This is a genomic window from Ruegeria sp. B32 (genome assembly GCF_025141855.1).
Lineage (GTDB): Bacteria > Pseudomonadota > Alphaproteobacteria > Rhodobacterales > Rhodobacteraceae > Ruegeria > Ruegeria arenilitoris.
Genome location: NZ_CP081106.1, coordinates 2,243,001 through 2,258,768, shown reverse-complemented (window position 1 = coordinate 2,258,768; position 15,768 = coordinate 2,243,001). Strand labels below are relative to the sequence as shown.

Genomic DNA, 15,768 nt, shown 5'->3' with positions numbered 1-15,768 from the left:
CGGTGCTTACTCGGCGGCCTCGGTGACGCCCGTCAGGATGCCGCGGATCGCGGCCTCGTCGATGTCGTCATGCTCGGCGATGACCACAAGGCGCGAGCGGCGCTCTTCCTCGGGTTTCCACGGGCGGTCATACTGGTGCCGCACCCGCGCGCCGACCGCCTGGACCAGCAGGCGCATCGGCTTGCCCTGAACGGCGGCATAGCCCTTGACCCGCAGGATGTTCAGCTCGTTCGCCAGACGCTCGATATTGGCGACCAGCTGCGCCGGGTCGGTCTGTTCTGGCAGCTCGACCACAATGCTTTCGAAATCGTCATGTTCGTGGTCGTCATGGCCATCGTGATGCGAGGGGCGGGCGTCCATGTCGTCCTCGGCTGCGGCCTCCAGCCCCAGCACCACGCGCACGTCCACCGCACCCTCGGCCACTTCGACCACGGGCAGGGGGCGGGGCGCCTCGGCGGCGATGATCTCGCGCGCCTTGGCCACGCCTTCGGGGCCGGCCAGGTCAGGCTTGGTCAGCAGGATGATGTCGGCGCACGAGATCTGATCCTCGAACACCTCGGACAGGGGCGTTTCGTGGTCGATCGAGTCATCGGCCATGCGCTGGGCATCCACCGCCGCGACATTCGGGGCGAAGCGGCCTGCGGCCACGGCCTCGGCATCGGCCAGAGCGATCACGCCGTCCACGGTGATCTTGGAACGGATGTCGGGCCAGTCGAACGCCTTGAGCAGCGGTTTCGGCAGGGCCAGACCGCTGGTTTCGATCAGGATGTGATCGGGGCGCGGGTCGAGCGCCATCAGCGCCTCGATCGTGGGGATGAAGTCATCGGCCACGGTGCAGCAGATGCAGCCATTGGCCAGTTCCATGATGTTTTCCGCCGGGCAGTCGGGGATCGCGCAGCTTTTCAGGATTTCGCCATCGACGCCCACGTCGCCGAATTCGTTGACCACCACGGCCAGCCGCTTGCCCTGCGGGTTTTGCATCAGATGGCGGATCAGCGTGGTCTTGCCCGAGCCGAGAAAGCCGGTGATGACGGTGACGGGAAGTTTTTCGAGGGTGCTCATGCTCAGGCTCCAATCGGGGGAATGCGGGCGGCGCAGTTCTTGCGGAAATGTTCAGGGCGGTCGCGCCATTTCACAAGGCCATCATCGGCGGCCAGATATTTGGTGGCGCCTTCGACGATGATCTCGACATGGTCGGATTCGTTCAGGTTTTCATAGACGAAGGTCCAGCGCGACGGCCCGCCGCGCAGAACGATCGAGCAGCCCTGATCGCAGTTCGACAGGCATTCGACCGGCTTCAGGGTGATGCCCTCGGGCAGGTCGGCAGCGGCCAGCGCCTTGTGCAGCAGCGTGCCGGGGCGTTGGGCGTCATCCTCGATGGGCAGCCCGCGTCGGCAGGTGGTGCAGACCAGCAGTTCAACTGGTGTGGTCTCGGTCACGTCTCTCATCCCCCCTCACTCGGTTGTCGGGGGACGGGGTATGCGCGGGCCACGTTGCGGACATGGGCCCGACACCGGAACACCCCGTCCGGTTTGTCTTCGGGCGTTGGCAGGTCTCCCGGCTTGCGGATGTCAGAGCGGCGCTCTGTCGGATGTCCCGCCTTCCCGGCCAGCAGCCAGTGGCATTTGGGCACCCTCTCCGGTCACGGTCGCGGGGGCGGCTGCGTTTGACGGAAAACCGCTGACGCATTCCCTTTTCATCTGCTTGCACAGACACCAACGCAAGCGACATGCGGCACGGGCAGGGGGGTTGTCAAGCGCGCGGGGCCAAGTGCCTCGCGTCGGATCGAAAAAGCGACTTGCCGGGATCAATCCGCGGCATCGCCGGCCAGCCGGTCGCGCAGCCAGGCCAGGAACAACTGGGCAGGGATGGACGGAGGCGCCGCGCTGACGCTGCGGATCAGATAATGCGACTGGGCAAAGGGAATCGCCGGCCCCGCAACCCGGATCGGCGCGCCCTGGGCGATGGTGTTGCGCGCGAACCGCTCCAGAACGGTGGCATAGCCAGCGCCGGCCATCACCAGTTGCAGCGCCGTGACGGTCGTATCCGCCGAATTACGCGCGGGGCGGTCGGGCAGGTCGGTGCCCGTGGCCTCGAAGTACCGCGCCCAGTTGTCCTCATACCCCAGAATGTGAATCAACGGGCCGTTTTGCAGGTCTGGCGCCGGGTCCTGCGCCCGGCAGACGGGCACCAGCCGTTCCGAGCACAGCTGTTCGGCCGCAACTCCGGGCCAGTCGCCATAGCCCAGCCGGATTTCCACGTCCACATCCGCAGGCGCGGCCGAGTCGTTCCAGATATGCGACACCAGCCGCACCGGGATCTCGGGGTGCTGGGCGCTGAACGCGGGCAGCTCGGCCGCGATCCAGTAGGTCATCGTCGATATCGCCGCCCGGATGGTCAGCGCCTGCCGCGAGGCGGGGCCGAACAAGCTGTTGGTGGACAGCGCAATATCCGACAGCGCCCGGCGCACGGTCAGCGCATAGGACTGGCCCAGCTCGGTCAGCGACAGGTGTCGGGCGTTGCGGGCAAAAAGCGGCTGCCCGAGGTCCGCCTCGAGCGAGCGGATATGCAGCGACACCGCCGTCTGGGTCAGGCCCAGTTCCTGCGCGGCGGTGGTGAAATTCAGATGGCGGGCGGCGGCTTCGAAGCTGCGCAGCCAGGCCGGATTGGGCAGGCGGTCCATTCAGCACCAAAATATTTTGCATTTAGATTGACTTATTATTCGTTTCTTTTGTCGATGGGCAACGGAAATACTCGTGCCAACGAAATTGCGCCTGCGGGAGGGCAGAACATGAAGGTCGGTTTCATCGGTTTGGGCAATGTGGGGTGCAAGCTGTCGGGGTCGCTGCTGCGCAACGGTATCGACCTGACGGTACACGACCTGAACCCCGATCTTGTGGCGGAGTTCGCCGCCAAGGGAGCAAAAGCCGGTGAAAGCCCGGCCCAGATGATGCGCGATTGCGATGCGGTCATCACCTGCTTGCCGTCGCCCGCTGCCTCGGACGCAGTGATGCAGCAGATGCTGCCCGAGGTTACCCACGGTAAGATCTGGATGGAGATGTCCACCACCGACGAGGCCGAGGTCAAACGCCTGGGGGCCATGGTGATCGAACGCGGCGGGGCGGCGGTGGACTGCCCGGTTTCGGGCGGGTGCCACCGGGCGGCCACGGGCAATATCTCGATCTTCGCGGGCTGCGACCGGGCCACGTTCGAGCGTATCCTGCCGTTCCTTACGACCATGGGCCGGCGCATTCTGCATACCGGCGATCTGGGCACGGCCTCGGTTCTGAAGGTGCTGACCAACTATCTGGCCACTGCCAACCTGATCACCTGCGCCGAGGCGCTGGTGACCGCAAAGGCCGCCGGGATGGACCTGAACACCACCTACGAGGCGATCAAGATCTCGTCCGGCACGTCCTTCGTGCATGAAACCGAAAGCCAGGTGATCCTGAACGGCTCGCGCGATATTTCCTTCACCATGGACCTGGTGAAAAAGGATATCGGCCTGTTCCAGGAGGTCGCCGACCGCGCCGGCGTGCCGTTGGAGATGAACCCGTTGATGATTAAGATCTTCGACGACGCCATCGCCCGCTATGGCGCGCGCGAGCTGTCGCCCAACGTCATTCGACGGCTCGAGGATGCAACCGGGCTGAGCATTACCGCGCCCGGTTTTCCGGCCGAGATGCAGGACGATGAACCAGAAGAGCCGGGGTATGAGGTGATTCCTCAAGGCCGAAGCACGGTTTGAGCCGACGGTCAGCGCAAGGCACGCCCTTTCCGGGGGGGCTCGCATGTACCGACCGCGTCGCTGGTGACCCAGCGCGGACTAAATCCTTGCCCGGAAATTACTGGTTAGCTCGGCTGCGCTAACCATCTCCGCGCGTATTTTGGCGTTTCGTATCAACAAACTGGTCCAGGCGACTATCACAGGACCAGAGAACAGCGATGCAATGCGAGGCTGGAAAGTTGGAGGCGAGTACCGGAATCGAACCGGTGTACACGGATTTGCAATCCAGAAAGAGCGCGAGCGAAAACAACGGCTTAAGGGTGCAAAACACCCCCTGACAAAAAGTGAACAAAAAGCGAAAGTTTCAAAGCCAAATTCGCCGGTTCAAAACGAAAAAGGCCCCGTCACAGCGGCAACTGTGAACCGGGGCCAAATAGAAAAAGCCTGTCAGCTTCCGAAACACGTTAGCACAGGCCAGCGCCGCACCGCAAACGCTCAGTCGCCTTTTTCGTGGCCTCTGAAAGGCGAGGTGGTCCAATGAGCTGGCGCATCGCAAATGAGTGCGCCGAGCGCCGCTTTGGCAGCGCTGCGCGCAAGCAGATCATCATGTTCCTGGCCGACAAGGCGAGCGATGACGGCTCGGGAATCTGGTGTTCCAAGGGGACGATCCAGCGCCACACAGAGCTCAGCGAGAGCACGGTCAAGCGCACCATCATCGACTTCCTGCGTGAAGGTATTCTGATCGAGACAGGGCGGCGGCACTGCAAGAACGGCTACACCGTCATTTACCGCATTGTTCTGGATCGCGTGGCCGCGCTCGAACCCACGGCCGAGCCCGACATCGACACGGGGGTCACTGTGAACCCCGTCCAGCCTGAACCCGGTACGGGGTCCACGGTGAACGGGGTACGGGGTTCACGGTGGACCCCAAACCATCCTAAAACCATCCATAAACCACCTACGCGCAGGCGCGAGGCGGCGGAGGAGGTTGAAGATTTTGAATCTGAGAAGATCTTGGCGACCTATCCCGAAGACAGGATCCGAGACCGGCGGACCAGTCTGCGCCTGATCGCAGCGGTTGTGAAAGCCGGTGTGGAGCCCGATGACCTGCGTCAGGCGGTTAAAGCCTATGCCAAGGAAAGCGAAGGCTACACGCGCAGCAAGGTCTGTTTCTCGGACAACTGGTTCAAGATGCGCCGGTGGGAGAAGGGACTGGCCCAGATCCAGGCAGACCGCGAGAAGGCGCGAGAAGCCGAAGTCAAAGGGCGCGCCAGCCTCGCCGAGTGGATCCACGAGCGCCATCCTCTGTGCCGCCACATCACCAACCGGCAGATCGAGGATTTGATCGCTTCAAAGCTAGTGACGCCTGAGCAGGTGCGCGCTGCGGGGCTGCAGGTGTGAGCGAAGCGGTGATCGGAGGCGATGTGGCTTGGCTCGGAAGTGAAGCTTTTCTGTTGGCGAGAGGGTCAACCAACCTAGGAGGTTCTTCAAATTGTGAACGAAGCGTTGCTTGCATTTACGTTTATTTCGTTTATTTTGAATATTTCGAATGGGGCGCAAGATCCCATCGTAGGAAAAGGAGAGAACCCATGATGATGCAAGCAAATGAGGCGTTCGCAGAACGTTTGCCGGATCAGGTTGAAATTGAGAATGCTGACAGTCTTCGCCGCATCCTTGCCTCGCAAGTGAACGGTGATGAGGCCGTTGAGCTGAGTTTGGCATTTGGCGAGAAGCAGATTGAACCTGTGACGTTGGCTCCAGCTCTCGCGGCATCCTTGATGGAGTTGTTGCGGTTGGTTTCAAGCGGCAGAGGGTTTCGGATGATCCCTGTGGATGCAGAGCTGACCACCCAGCAAGCGGCCGATTTGTTGAACGTATCGCGCCCACACCTCGTGAAACTGCTAGAAGACGGGGAAATCGCCTTCTTCAAAACAGGTCGCCATCGCCGTGTGAAAGCAGCAGATCTGTTTGAATACAAAAAGAAACGCGACACTGATCGCTCTGACGCATTGTCTGACCTCGCGGCAATGGACATGGAGAACGATCTTTTATGAGTGACTATGCCGACCGTTTCACGGCACTGATTGACGCAAATGTCCTGGCGTGCGCGATGCGCAGAAACATAATCTTGTCGCTGGCCGAGGCCGGTTTTTTCCGGCCGCGGTGGAGCGATAGAATTATGGATGAGACTGCCGGTGCAATAGCCAAGATTACGAAGGGCGGGGCTGACACTAACAAGCAGCGTTCCGCTATGGAGCGCGCTTTCCCCGAAGCGTGCGTTACTGGGTATGCTGGGCTTGAGGCTGGTTTGCAGTTGCCGGATCCTGATGACCGCCATGTTCTTGCTGCAGCGATCACAACATCCGCTCAGGTAATTGTGACGGAAAACCTTAAGGATTTCCCAAGCGAAGCACTCGTCCCTTTTGACATCGATGCAATATCTGCAGACGAGTTTATTTCTGATGCAATCGAACTTGACCCACTCGCAGCTGTAGTTGCCCTGAGGAAAATGCGTGAGCGGTTCAAAAATCCTGACATGGACGCAGAAGCATTATTGCTGCGGATCAAGGCTCGAGCGCTATTTCAAACCGCTGAAATTTTGCACGAATACGTAGAGCTACTTTAGGCTTATGCGACGGTAGATCGCACTGGAGACGGTCTCCAGCGAACACGTTGATTTCTATCTACGCTCTACAATCTGTTGCACGACAGGGTGCATCCATGCAGGGACGTGCCTGCTTTGCTTTACCAAGAGCTTCCGATCATTGTCGTCCAGTGCGCGTGCAAGGCGGTCGACGATTTGACTGTCTACACGGTCCTTGCCGACATAACGCAACGCCTGGAAGACAACCCCAGTCTTATGTCCTGCGCCGACCAATGTTTTGGGGGATGCCTTGCGGAACTGGATGACTTGCCGCCCAACTTTCTTAGTGCGGGTTGGGCCGTCGGTCATATAGGTCGGCTTGGATGGTACCTGAGTGGAAAGGCCCAACTGATTGGCAGCCATCGAAGGAGAAGGTTGCAAGATCTGACCGTCCTTTCGAGCAACAGCTTTTGCGATGTCATCGGCGGAAGGCGACAGAAATCCGAAGCGCGGGCTCTTCTTCGGGTAGTCATACAGCCCCCGCGTCAGTCGGCGGATCACACCCTGATCAGCAAGGCGTGACAGGGCCTGATCTACGCTTGCGCGGGATCCGATGTCGAGAAAATCGGTCGGCGCAAAGATTGCGCCACGACCTTTTCCGATGATGCGTTGCTTGATGTTTGACGTAATCATGTTCGAACTCCTTGTCAGAAAATATGGTATGTTTTTCTGAAAGTCAACGGACCATGGAACAACCCCTCGGTAGGTGCAACCTGCATAGGGCAAAAAGGAGAACTGGTGCAAAATTTACGCTACAGCGCAAAAGTAGGAAAATTACGCTGCAGCGTAAGTTGTCGTGGGCTAGACTGCTACGTTTATGATCTTTAGATCATATATAGGATCTATGATCTAGGCATCATAGGCGGCGCTGGAGGCAGGCTTGAAGAACTTCGTTCGAATTCCCCGAGATCTTGGACATGCGATCCGTCAGGCTCGTCGAGAGAAAAACTTAACGCAGGCCGATCTCGCCACGCGCAGCGGTGTTTGGCAGGAAACGATATCGAAAGTTGAGGCCGGGCGGGGCGGTACAAAGCTCGACACGATCTTGGCGCTGTTGGCAGCCCTCGACCTAGAGCTTTTGGTCAGAACACGCAGCAAGGGCACTGCATCTGATTTTGACAACATATTCGACTGAAGCCCCGCAGTGACGGAGTGACCGCCATTAAGCCGCAGCGGTTTTTCTTGGTCCTCAGCTCTTGTGACGCAGCATGACGACTCCGTTCAGTATGTGAGTGCCGAACTCAGATCCTCAGCGCCGTGTTTCTGATTGCTGAACATAAGCGGGCAGCCGTGCCGGACGCGGTGCAGGCCCCGCTTCAACAAGAAAATTCCCCTGCGCCAGCGCATTCCTCGCGAGGCAAGTTTCTCGCTGACAGCCCCTTGGTGCCAGCTTTGGTCATGTTCATCGAAACACTCAAAATGAGGATCAACAAATGGCTACTCAAACTCTGAAACTGAACGTCAAATCCGGCGAAAAAGACGGCAAGAACTTCTGGGACCGCTGCGGCGTCCTCTTCGTCAACACCGACGACAGCGGCAACATCACGTCGATCAACGTCAAGCACAGCATGTTTCCCGACGTTGAAATGGTCGCCTTCCCACGCCGCGATGAAGAACCGGTCACCGAATGACCTCAGCGCCAGGGCGGGTTTCCCGCCCTGGCTTTTGGGGAAAGCTTTACGAAACCAAGTCGAGAAAGGGCTTTTCATTGAAAATTCATTGGCCTGCCGATTGAAGTTGGGCTGGCCGAATGCTGGGTTTTCGGCGACAATCTAGGCGTGTGTGGCAGTTCGAGTCGGGCTGAGTATCGATTTAAGCCAGCGCCATTTAGTTGCAGCAAGTTTTTTAGGAGCCAGAACAATTTCAAGTTCGCTAGCAAACGAAAGTCAAAAGCGTGCGATTGAATGCTCAGATGGGCCAGTCTTAATTATCGCAGGCCCGGGCTCAGGAAAAACGTACACCCTTGTGGAACGCGTTGTCGCATTGATCGCGGCCGGACAAGCCACGGCTGAATCTCTATTGGTCGTAACTTTCACAGAAAAAGCGGCTCAAGAGCTAACAACCCGCATTTCAAACCGATTGATGTCCGCCGGGCTTAGATTCAACGTCAACGAGATGTACATTGGTACTTTTCATTCTTTATGCCTTCGCATCTTAAAGGATCATAGCGAGTTCACGAGGCTAAAGCGCAGTTTCAATCTTCTCGACCAATTTGATCAGCAATACTTCCTCTACCAACGCCTCAAAGAGTTCAAAGGCATCGAAGGAGTAACCGAACTAATCGGCGAAGACCGGTCTGGGCGTTGGTATCAATCGACACAGCTCCTAAAGTGGCTGAACAAAATCACGGAAGAGACGCTGGACATCAAGGCGCTTGAAGGTTCAGAGCAAGCGTCGCTTCAGGCGCTAGCCGAGTGTTTCGTGACCTATCAGCAGCTCTTGGATGAGGCGAATGCGCTAGATTTTTCGGGAATTCAGTTCGAAGCTTTGCGGTTGTTGAAGGAAAACCCCGATGTCTTGGAGGGCCTGAAATCCAAGTTCTCCCACTTGATGGTCGATGAGTACCAAGACACGAACACAATTCAGGAGCAGATACTCTTTCTCTTGGCTGGTGACACGAAAAACCTGTGCGTCGTAGGCGACGATGATCAGGGTTTGTACCGGTTTCGAGGTGCGACCATTCGGAACATTCTGGAGTACCCCAGCAATTTTGCGAAGGGCGAGTGCGAACAAGTATCCCTTACGGTCAACTATCGCTCTGACCCCAAAATTATCGACTTCTACAACTCTTGGATCGCCGATGAAGAATGGAGCGATGAGGACGCGCAATACCGATATGACAAGGTTATCGAACCGCGCCCCGACGATTTTGCGGACGTCAGCTCGGTTCTGAAAATCACTCAAACTGACGACAATGACTTTCAGGACGAGGTCTATGAGTTCTTGCGCCATCTTGAGGAGTCTGGCGAACTGACAGACTGGAACCAAGTCGCATTTCTGTTCAGGTCCGTGAAAAACGACAAGGTTCTCGCGCTTGCCCGACACCTCGAGGCCAATGGTATCCCTGTCTACTCGCCGCGCTCCAATCTCTATTTTGAACGCGAAGAGATCAGGTTGATGATCGGTGCGCTGATCTTCCTGTTCCCGCAGTTTGCTGATGTCCGGCAAGAGCGTGCAGACCTCGAGATGCGTGTTTGGGAGTACTATGACGAGCAGTGTTTCAAGCTGTTCGTTCAGGAACTGCGCAAACCAGAGAATAAGCGGTTGCTGGAATGGGCGCGCCCTCTGGCCAAACGGCATCTAAACCTGACCGCCGACGCTGACTATGCGTTTTCCGGGCTTTTCTACCAGCTCCTGCAGTTTCCTCTCTTCAGCCGTTTTCTGGAAGAAGACCAACTGACCGGCGTTGATAAGGGACGCGCGGCTCGCAACCTTGCGACGTTTTCCCAGCTGTTGGTGAAGTTCGAATATCTTCACTACATAACGGTTCTGAACCCACGCTTCTTGGACCAAAATATCCGGGATCTGTTCAACCGCTACCTCAAATTTTTGCACGAGGGCGGGATCAACGAGTACGAGGATGACAGCGAATACGCACCAAGTGGGTGCGTCTCCTTCTTGACCATCCACCAGTCCAAGGGGCTCGAGTTCCCGATTGTGATCTGCGGATCGCTCGAGGCGACGCCGCGCAAACAGTGGACTGATATTGATGAGCTTCTTGAACCCTACCTAAACAAGCCACCGTTCGAACCGATGGAGCGGACCAAGTTCTTTGACTTCCGACGGCTCTACTACACCGCCTTTTCGCGGGCGCAGAACCTTTTGGTGCTGGCCACCGAGGTCAAAGAAGGGCGTGGGCGGTCTCCGTCGCGGTACTTCGATGACTTCTTCCACGATCTGCCCCATTGGCGCGATCCAAAATTTGTAGTCGAAAACTTCGACTTCGAACAGGTCAAGGATGTGAACCTCAAACGTGAGTATTCCTTCACATCGCACATCACGTTGTTCGAGAATTGCGCCGAACAGTACCGGTTCTTCAAAGAACTTGAGTTCCAGCCGATCCGCGCCGGGGCGCAGCTCTTTGGTACATTGGTGCACCAGACGATTGAGGACGTGCACAAAGCCGTCTTGCGCGGCGAACCGCACCTGGTCACAGTGGATCAGATCAAGCTCTGGTTCGACACGAACTACCACTACTTGTCCAAGCGCGAGCGACAGTATCTGGCCCCTCAATCGCTCAGAGCGGCGCAAAGCCACGTTGAGCGGTATGTGGACCGCGAGCGGAAGCACTTTGACCGGCTGAAGGAGGCCGAGGTCGACATTTCGCTGGTTAAGGACAGCTACATCTTAAAGGGTAGCGTGGACCTGATCAGGGGCGAAGGCGGGACGGTCGAGCTGATCGACTTCAAATCCGAGCGCAAGCCAGACATGGAAAAAGACCGCAGCCGTCTGCGCCAATATCAGCGTCAGCTTGAGGTTTACGCGCACCTGGTCGAGGAGCGGACAGGCGAGACGGTCAGCAAGACGCATCTCTACTATACCGGCGAGCAGGACAGTAACCCGTTTATTTCGTTCGAAAAGGACGGTAAAGCTATTGGCAAAACTATCGCATCGTTTGACGCTGTCGTGGACCGGATTGAGGGCCGCGACTATGCGATCAAGGAGCGCCCGGCAAAGCTGTGTGAGAACTGCGATATGCGGGCCTATTGCGATATGAAAAATTGGAAATTCAAGGCGGGCGGTGCGTGATGGCTGACGAACAAAAAGATATGGATTTGGGGCCGGTCGCGGCGGGAGAGGTCTCTTCTGTCGAGGGGTACAAGTTCCAGCCTATCAAGGGCTATCCGATGCTCAATTGGCGCGGCAAGCGACCCTTCACCTCGACCCAGTTCTATCCGGCGCAGCTGAAGGAAACCTATGGCGAAGAGGTGGACGGTTGGCGCAACAAGATCTTCTGGGGCGACAACCTTCAGGTGATGAGCCACCTTCTGAAAGAGTTCAGGGGTAAGGTGGACCTGGTCTATATCGATCCGCCATTTGACTCGAAAGCTGACTATAAAAAGAAGATCAAACTGCGCGGCGAAAAGGTCCTAAACGATTCCGGAAGCTTTGAAGAAAAGCAGTATTCTGACATCTGGACCAATGACGGTTATCTTCAGTTCATGTATGAGCGCCTTGCGGTCATCCGGGAGCTTTTGTCTGAACGAGGTGTACTGTTCGTTCACGTTGATCCTGGCGTCTCGCATTCAATAAAGCTGATGCTCGATGAGATCTTTGGACACACAAACTTTCTCAACGAAATCATCTGGAGCTACCGTCGATGGCCTTCGACTTCCAAGAAATATCAGAGCATGCACGATGTAATTTTTTTCTACAGGAAGACTTCTTCCGAAAATCGTGTGTTCCATGTCGAATATGAGGGGGCGTCCGAAAGCTACATGAAGCGGTTCGGCGGAAAGACGCAAATTCTTGATCCAGAAAGTGGCACCCGGAAAATCACTTCAGAAGAAGAAACAAAAGGCATGCCCATGCGTGATGTGTGGGACATCTCAGTTTTGGCTGGCAACAAACCGGAAAGGGTTGGGTATCCGACGCAAAAGCCTGAAGAGTTGCTTGAACGTATAATCGCAAACAATAGCCCTGATGACGGTTTAGTCTTTGACTGTTTCATGGGTTCGGGCACCACCCAAGCAGTCGCAGCCAAGTTGGGGCGTCGCTTTATCGGAGCCGACATCAATTTGGGGTCCGTCCAAACCACCACCAAACGTCTCATCAAATTGATCGAACAGCCCAAGGAACTTGGCGACACCACGATGCCCGGATTTGAGGTGTACAACGTCAACAACTACGATGTGTTCCGAAACCCGGTAGAGGCCAAGGGCTTGTTGGCGGAAGCGCTTGAAATCCAGACTATTGAAACCAGCTCCATCTACGACGGCGAAAAAGACGGGCGCATGGTCAAGATCATGCCGGTCAATCGCATCGCAACCAAGGCAGACTTGTCCGAGCTGATCGCTGGCTTTGACTATAAGGCCTTTGATCGCCGCCAAAACGCGAGCCCGAACCAGCCGGTCGAAAAAATTCTGCTCGTCTGCATGGGGCACGAGCCCGATCTGAAGGCGCAGCTCGAACTCGAAGTGAAGCCCCACAAAATCGATGTGGAGGTCGTGGACATCCTGCGCGACAAATCGCAGCTCGAATTCAAACGCGACTCCGAGGCACGCTTGGCCATCAATGACGGCCATTTGGAAATCGAACGCTTCTACCCGATGAACTTGCTGCAGAAGCTCTCGCTCCAGAAGGAACAAGTCACCGATTGGCGCGAGATGGTCGAAAGCATCATGGTGGACTGGAACTACGACGGCGCGATCTTGCAGCCGGTTGAGTTGGACGTGCCCGAAAAGAACGAGTTGGTCAGCGGCCGCTACAAGGTGCCCGAGGACGCAGGCACGGTGCGCGTGAAGATCACCGATCTGTTGTCGGAATCCTGGGAAGGCAGCATCGATGCCTAAAAAGACCGACGCCGCCCTTGGCGAATTCGCCTTCTTCAAGTTCCTTCTGACGTTCTACCAGCAGAACAAGAAGACAATCCGGCGCAGCTATCGCGACCTGTCGAAGAAGTTCCTCGACTTCAACGATCCGGCCAATGCCCATGCCTACCTGCGCACACCGCAGTTTGAGGCGCTCGAGATCTATGTCTTTCTGAAAGAGTTCCTCGACAACAAGCGCATCGAACAGATCTTTAAGGACTGGTACGAGAAAGAGGGCGTCTTTGCCGATCGTGCCGAGGGTGGCGTGGCCTCGGACGACGGCCAAATTAGCCTCTTCGAGGACTTCTCCCAGAAGCAATATGAGGACGTGTTCAAGGCGATGCGCAAGAACGCGCGGGCCTATCCTAACTACATCTTCGCGCTGACCATGGGCACGGGCAAAACCATCCTGATGGCCACGTGCATCTTCTACGAGTTCATCCTGGCCAACAAATGGAAGAAAGACCCGAAGTACTGCCACAACGCGCTGGTGTTCTCGCCTGATAAAACGGTGCTTTTGTCGCTCCGTGAGCTTGAAACCTTTGATCTGTCCAAGGTCGTGCCGCCGGAATACGTGAACTTCCTAACCTCCCACATCCGGTTCCACTTTCTGGAAGAGGCGGGCACGTCGCTCGACACGCTCGACCAGTCCATGTTCAACGTCATCGTGTCCAACACGCAGAAGATCATTCTGAAGCGGAAGAACAAGGAAAAGACCGCCATCGATGATCTGTTCGGCGCGACGCCGGATACGTTCAGGGAAAGCGGAAGCGTCTATGCCGACGCCGCTGACCTGTACGACTTCGACACGCCGGAAGAGGAAGGCGAACTGACCACCAACCAACGGTTTGAGAAGCTGACCCGCCTTGGACAGCTGGGCATCTACGTGGACGAGGCCCACCACGCCTTCGGCAAGAAGCTGGCCAAGGACATGGGGATCGGCGCGAAGGAAACCGACAACAGCTTGCGCACGACCATCGACAAGCTGGCCTCTCGCCTCGAGCGGGCAGGAACGCGCGTTGTCGCCTGTTTCAACTACACTGGAACGCCATATATCGGCCAAACCGTACTGCCCGAAGTCGTCTACGCCTACGGTTTGAGTGACGCGATCGCCAACGAATACCTGAAGAAGGCTGATTTGCACGGCTATTCAAACACCAAGTCGGAAGAGTTCCTGCGCATCGCCATCGATGACTTCCTTACCAAGACTGACGGATTGCGACCGGAAGGTTTGCTGCCAAAGATGGCGATTTTCGCCACCACGATTGATGAGGTGCGCAACGAGCTCCAGCCGCTCGTCGCAAAAATCCTAGAAGAGAAAGGGCTCCCGGCCGACAGCATCCTGGTAAACCTCGGAGACGACAAGACCACGAACGACGATATTCGCGAGTTCATTCGTCTTGATACGCCGGGTTCCAAAAAGCAGTTCATCCTGCTGGTGAACAAAGGGCGCGAAGGTTGGAACTGTCGTTCGCTATTCAGCGTCGCGATGTTCCGCACCCCAAAGTCGAAGGTCTTTGTTCTTCAGGCCACGATGCGTTGTTTCCGTGCAATCGGTGAAACCCAGCATACCGCTCACGTATATCTTTCCGCTGACAACCTTCAGATTCTAAACGACGAGCTCAGCCAAAACTTCAGGCTTTCTGCGGACGACCTGAACAATGCAAACAGCCACAAGCAACGTTACGACATCCTGGTTAAAGAACCTGTGGAGCGGATCAAGCTGCAACGCGTTCGCCGTTCGTTTGAACTGATCGAAAAGGAGCTGCTTCCAAATCAGGAGCTTGGCATCAATCGTGCTGATAAGAGCGCTTGGCAAATGCTGACCGGGAAATACAACCTTCTTGAGACCGTACAAAGCGGCATCGAACCCTCTCAGATTGGCAAAACGGCATCCTCCAAGACCATCGACCGGACGGAACTGAGGCAGAAAGTCGAGTTCTCCGAGATCATGCTTGTCTCCGAAGTCGCGAGGTATTTGGGGCGTAGCCCGTTGGAAATCGAAGCTATCCTACAATCCACCGGTGAAGGCATCGAGAACATCCTCGACGCGATCAATGAGTACAATGAATTGCTCTACGACGTGGTCATCCCGCGTCTCTTCGGGCTCTTGTATGATTTGGAGCAGCACGAGCTCACGGAGGAGCATGAAGTCGAACTCGTACGAGTGCCGGAGAATGGCTCATACTCGGTAATGGCTGATCCCAAGTTGGTGGTGAGAGATGAAGATGTCGACGATGAGCTTGTTTCCTCGAAATCGTTTCACCTTGACACATATGCTTTTGACTCGCGGCCGGAGCAGACGCTCTTTTGGGATTTGATCCGGGAAGGAGCCGTTAAAAAACTTTACTTCACCGGGATGCTGACCCATGGCCAGTCCGAGTTCTTCATCCAGTATGTGGATCCCGAATCAAGAATGGTCCGGAGCTACTATCCTGATTTTCTGTTCGAAAAAGGCGACGGGACTTATGTGATCGTTGAGGTCAAAGGTGATAACATGATCGACGATCCGATCGTGCAGGCTAAGCGTGAGTATGCTGAGCAGATGGCTGACGCATCCGGTATGGAATATGCGATCATTAAAGGCACCGACGCCGAAGCTCACAATTTCAGATTCTTGATGAATTAAACGCCTGCCAGAGCGCTGGCGCTGTCTTTCGCGCTTTGAAGAACTTTTGCTAAGTAATTGTCTTTGGAGCCCGCGCCTTCACGCGCGGGCAACTTGACTCAGTAGACTGCACCGAGGCTCAACGGGCCCTGGGCCCGCTCACCCCGATCCAGACATCATCAATTTTGTTTGGTCCGCCCAACATCTCTGACCGTGGCGGTCAACCTTGGGCCATCGCCAAAATAAGCCACCAATTTCC

13 protein-coding genes and 1 riboswitch are annotated in these 15,768 nt (G+C 56.4%); of the genes, 9 read left to right on the top strand and 4 right to left on the bottom strand.

Annotation, left to right across the window (positions count from 1 at the left end):
• Window positions 1-6 precede the first annotated feature (6 nt).
• From cobW to K3752_RS11465, 3 genes are all read right to left on the bottom strand, one after another.
• Window positions 7-1,062, bottom strand: coding sequence for a cobalamin biosynthesis protein CobW (cobW, locus tag K3752_RS11475; RefSeq protein WP_170366528.1), 1,056 nt, complete (start codon window positions 1,060-1,062; stop codon window positions 7-9).
• Window positions 1,063-1,064: 2 nt separating this feature from the next.
• Window positions 1,065-1,448, bottom strand: coding sequence for a DUF1636 domain-containing protein (locus tag K3752_RS11470; protein ID WP_093962591.1), 384 nt, complete (start codon window positions 1,446-1,448; stop codon window positions 1,065-1,067).
• 81 nt (window positions 1,449-1,529) lie between these two features.
• A riboswitch (cobalamin riboswitch) is annotated at window positions 1,530-1,735 on the bottom strand.
• A gap of 72 nt (window positions 1,736-1,807) precedes the next feature.
• Window positions 1,808-2,683, bottom strand: a complete 876-nt coding sequence (locus tag K3752_RS11465; protein ID WP_260063298.1) for a LysR family transcriptional regulator — start codon at window positions 2,681-2,683, stop codon at window positions 1,808-1,810.
• A 108-nt stretch (window positions 2,684-2,791) separates the two neighbouring features.
• Between K3752_RS11465 and K3752_RS11460 the strand changes: the two genes are divergently transcribed.
• The 4 genes from K3752_RS11460 to K3752_RS11445 all read left to right on the top strand — a co-directional run bounded on the left by K3752_RS11460 (window position 2,792) and on the right by K3752_RS11445 (window position 6,353).
• The gene (locus tag K3752_RS11460; RefSeq protein WP_260063297.1) at window positions 2,792-3,748 is read left to right on the top strand and encodes an NAD(P)-dependent oxidoreductase; all 957 of its coding nucleotides are present in this window, start codon (window positions 2,792-2,794) and stop codon (window positions 3,746-3,748) included.
• 516 nt (window positions 3,749-4,264) lie between these two features.
• The gene (locus K3752_RS11455; RefSeq protein ID WP_260063296.1) at window positions 4,265-5,128 is read left to right on the top strand and encodes a hypothetical protein; all 864 of its coding nucleotides are present in this window, start codon (window positions 4,265-4,267) and stop codon (window positions 5,126-5,128) included.
• A 188-nt stretch (window positions 5,129-5,316) separates the two neighbouring features.
• Window positions 5,317-5,781, top strand: a complete 465-nt coding sequence (locus tag K3752_RS11450; protein ID WP_260063295.1) for a helix-turn-helix domain-containing protein — start codon at window positions 5,317-5,319, stop codon at window positions 5,779-5,781.
• The gene (locus tag K3752_RS11445; protein WP_260063294.1) at window positions 5,778-6,353 is read left to right on the top strand and encodes a PIN domain-containing protein; all 576 of its coding nucleotides are present in this window, start codon (window positions 5,778-5,780) and stop codon (window positions 6,351-6,353) included. Before K3752_RS11450 ends, K3752_RS11445 begins: the two co-directional genes overlap by 4 nt.
• Before the next feature lie 54 nt (window positions 6,354-6,407).
• On the opposite strand, the gene K3752_RS11440 is transcribed toward K3752_RS11445, so the two are convergent.
• Window positions 6,408-7,004, bottom strand: a complete 597-nt coding sequence (locus K3752_RS11440; RefSeq protein ID WP_260063293.1) for a DUF6088 family protein — start codon at window positions 7,002-7,004, stop codon at window positions 6,408-6,410.
• Between the two features lie 247 nt (window positions 7,005-7,251).
• Here K3752_RS11440 and K3752_RS11435 point away from each other — a divergent pair, with 247 nt between their 5' ends.
• The 5 genes from K3752_RS11435 (at window position 7,252) to K3752_RS11415 (ending at window position 15,530) form a co-directional block, all read left to right on the top strand.
• Window positions 7,252-7,506: a helix-turn-helix domain-containing protein gene (locus tag K3752_RS11435; RefSeq protein WP_260063292.1), complete on the top strand. Its 255-nt coding sequence runs from the start codon at window positions 7,252-7,254 to the stop codon at window positions 7,504-7,506.
• A 298-nt stretch (window positions 7,507-7,804) separates the two neighbouring features.
• Window positions 7,805-8,002, top strand: coding sequence for a hypothetical protein (locus tag K3752_RS11430; protein ID WP_054463755.1), 198 nt, complete (start codon window positions 7,805-7,807; stop codon window positions 8,000-8,002).
• A 151-nt stretch (window positions 8,003-8,153) separates the two neighbouring features.
• Window positions 8,154-11,120 (top strand): ATP-dependent DNA helicase, encoded by a 2,967-nt coding sequence (locus K3752_RS11425; protein WP_260063291.1) that lies wholly within the window; start codon window positions 8,154-8,156, stop codon window positions 11,118-11,120.
• Complete coding sequence (locus K3752_RS11420; protein ID WP_260063290.1) at window positions 11,120-12,883, top strand: DNA methyltransferase; 1,764 nt, start codon at window positions 11,120-11,122, stop codon at window positions 12,881-12,883. The genes K3752_RS11425 and K3752_RS11420 overlap by 1 nt, the downstream gene beginning before the upstream one ends.
• Window positions 12,876-15,530 carry a TnsA endonuclease N-terminal domain-containing protein gene (locus tag K3752_RS11415; RefSeq protein WP_260063289.1) on the top strand — a complete coding sequence of 885 codons (2,655 nt, stop codon included), beginning with the start codon at window positions 12,876-12,878 and terminating at the stop codon, window positions 15,528-15,530. The genes K3752_RS11420 and K3752_RS11415 overlap by 8 nt, the downstream gene beginning before the upstream one ends.
• The last annotated feature ends 238 nt before the right edge of the window (window positions 15,531-15,768 follow it).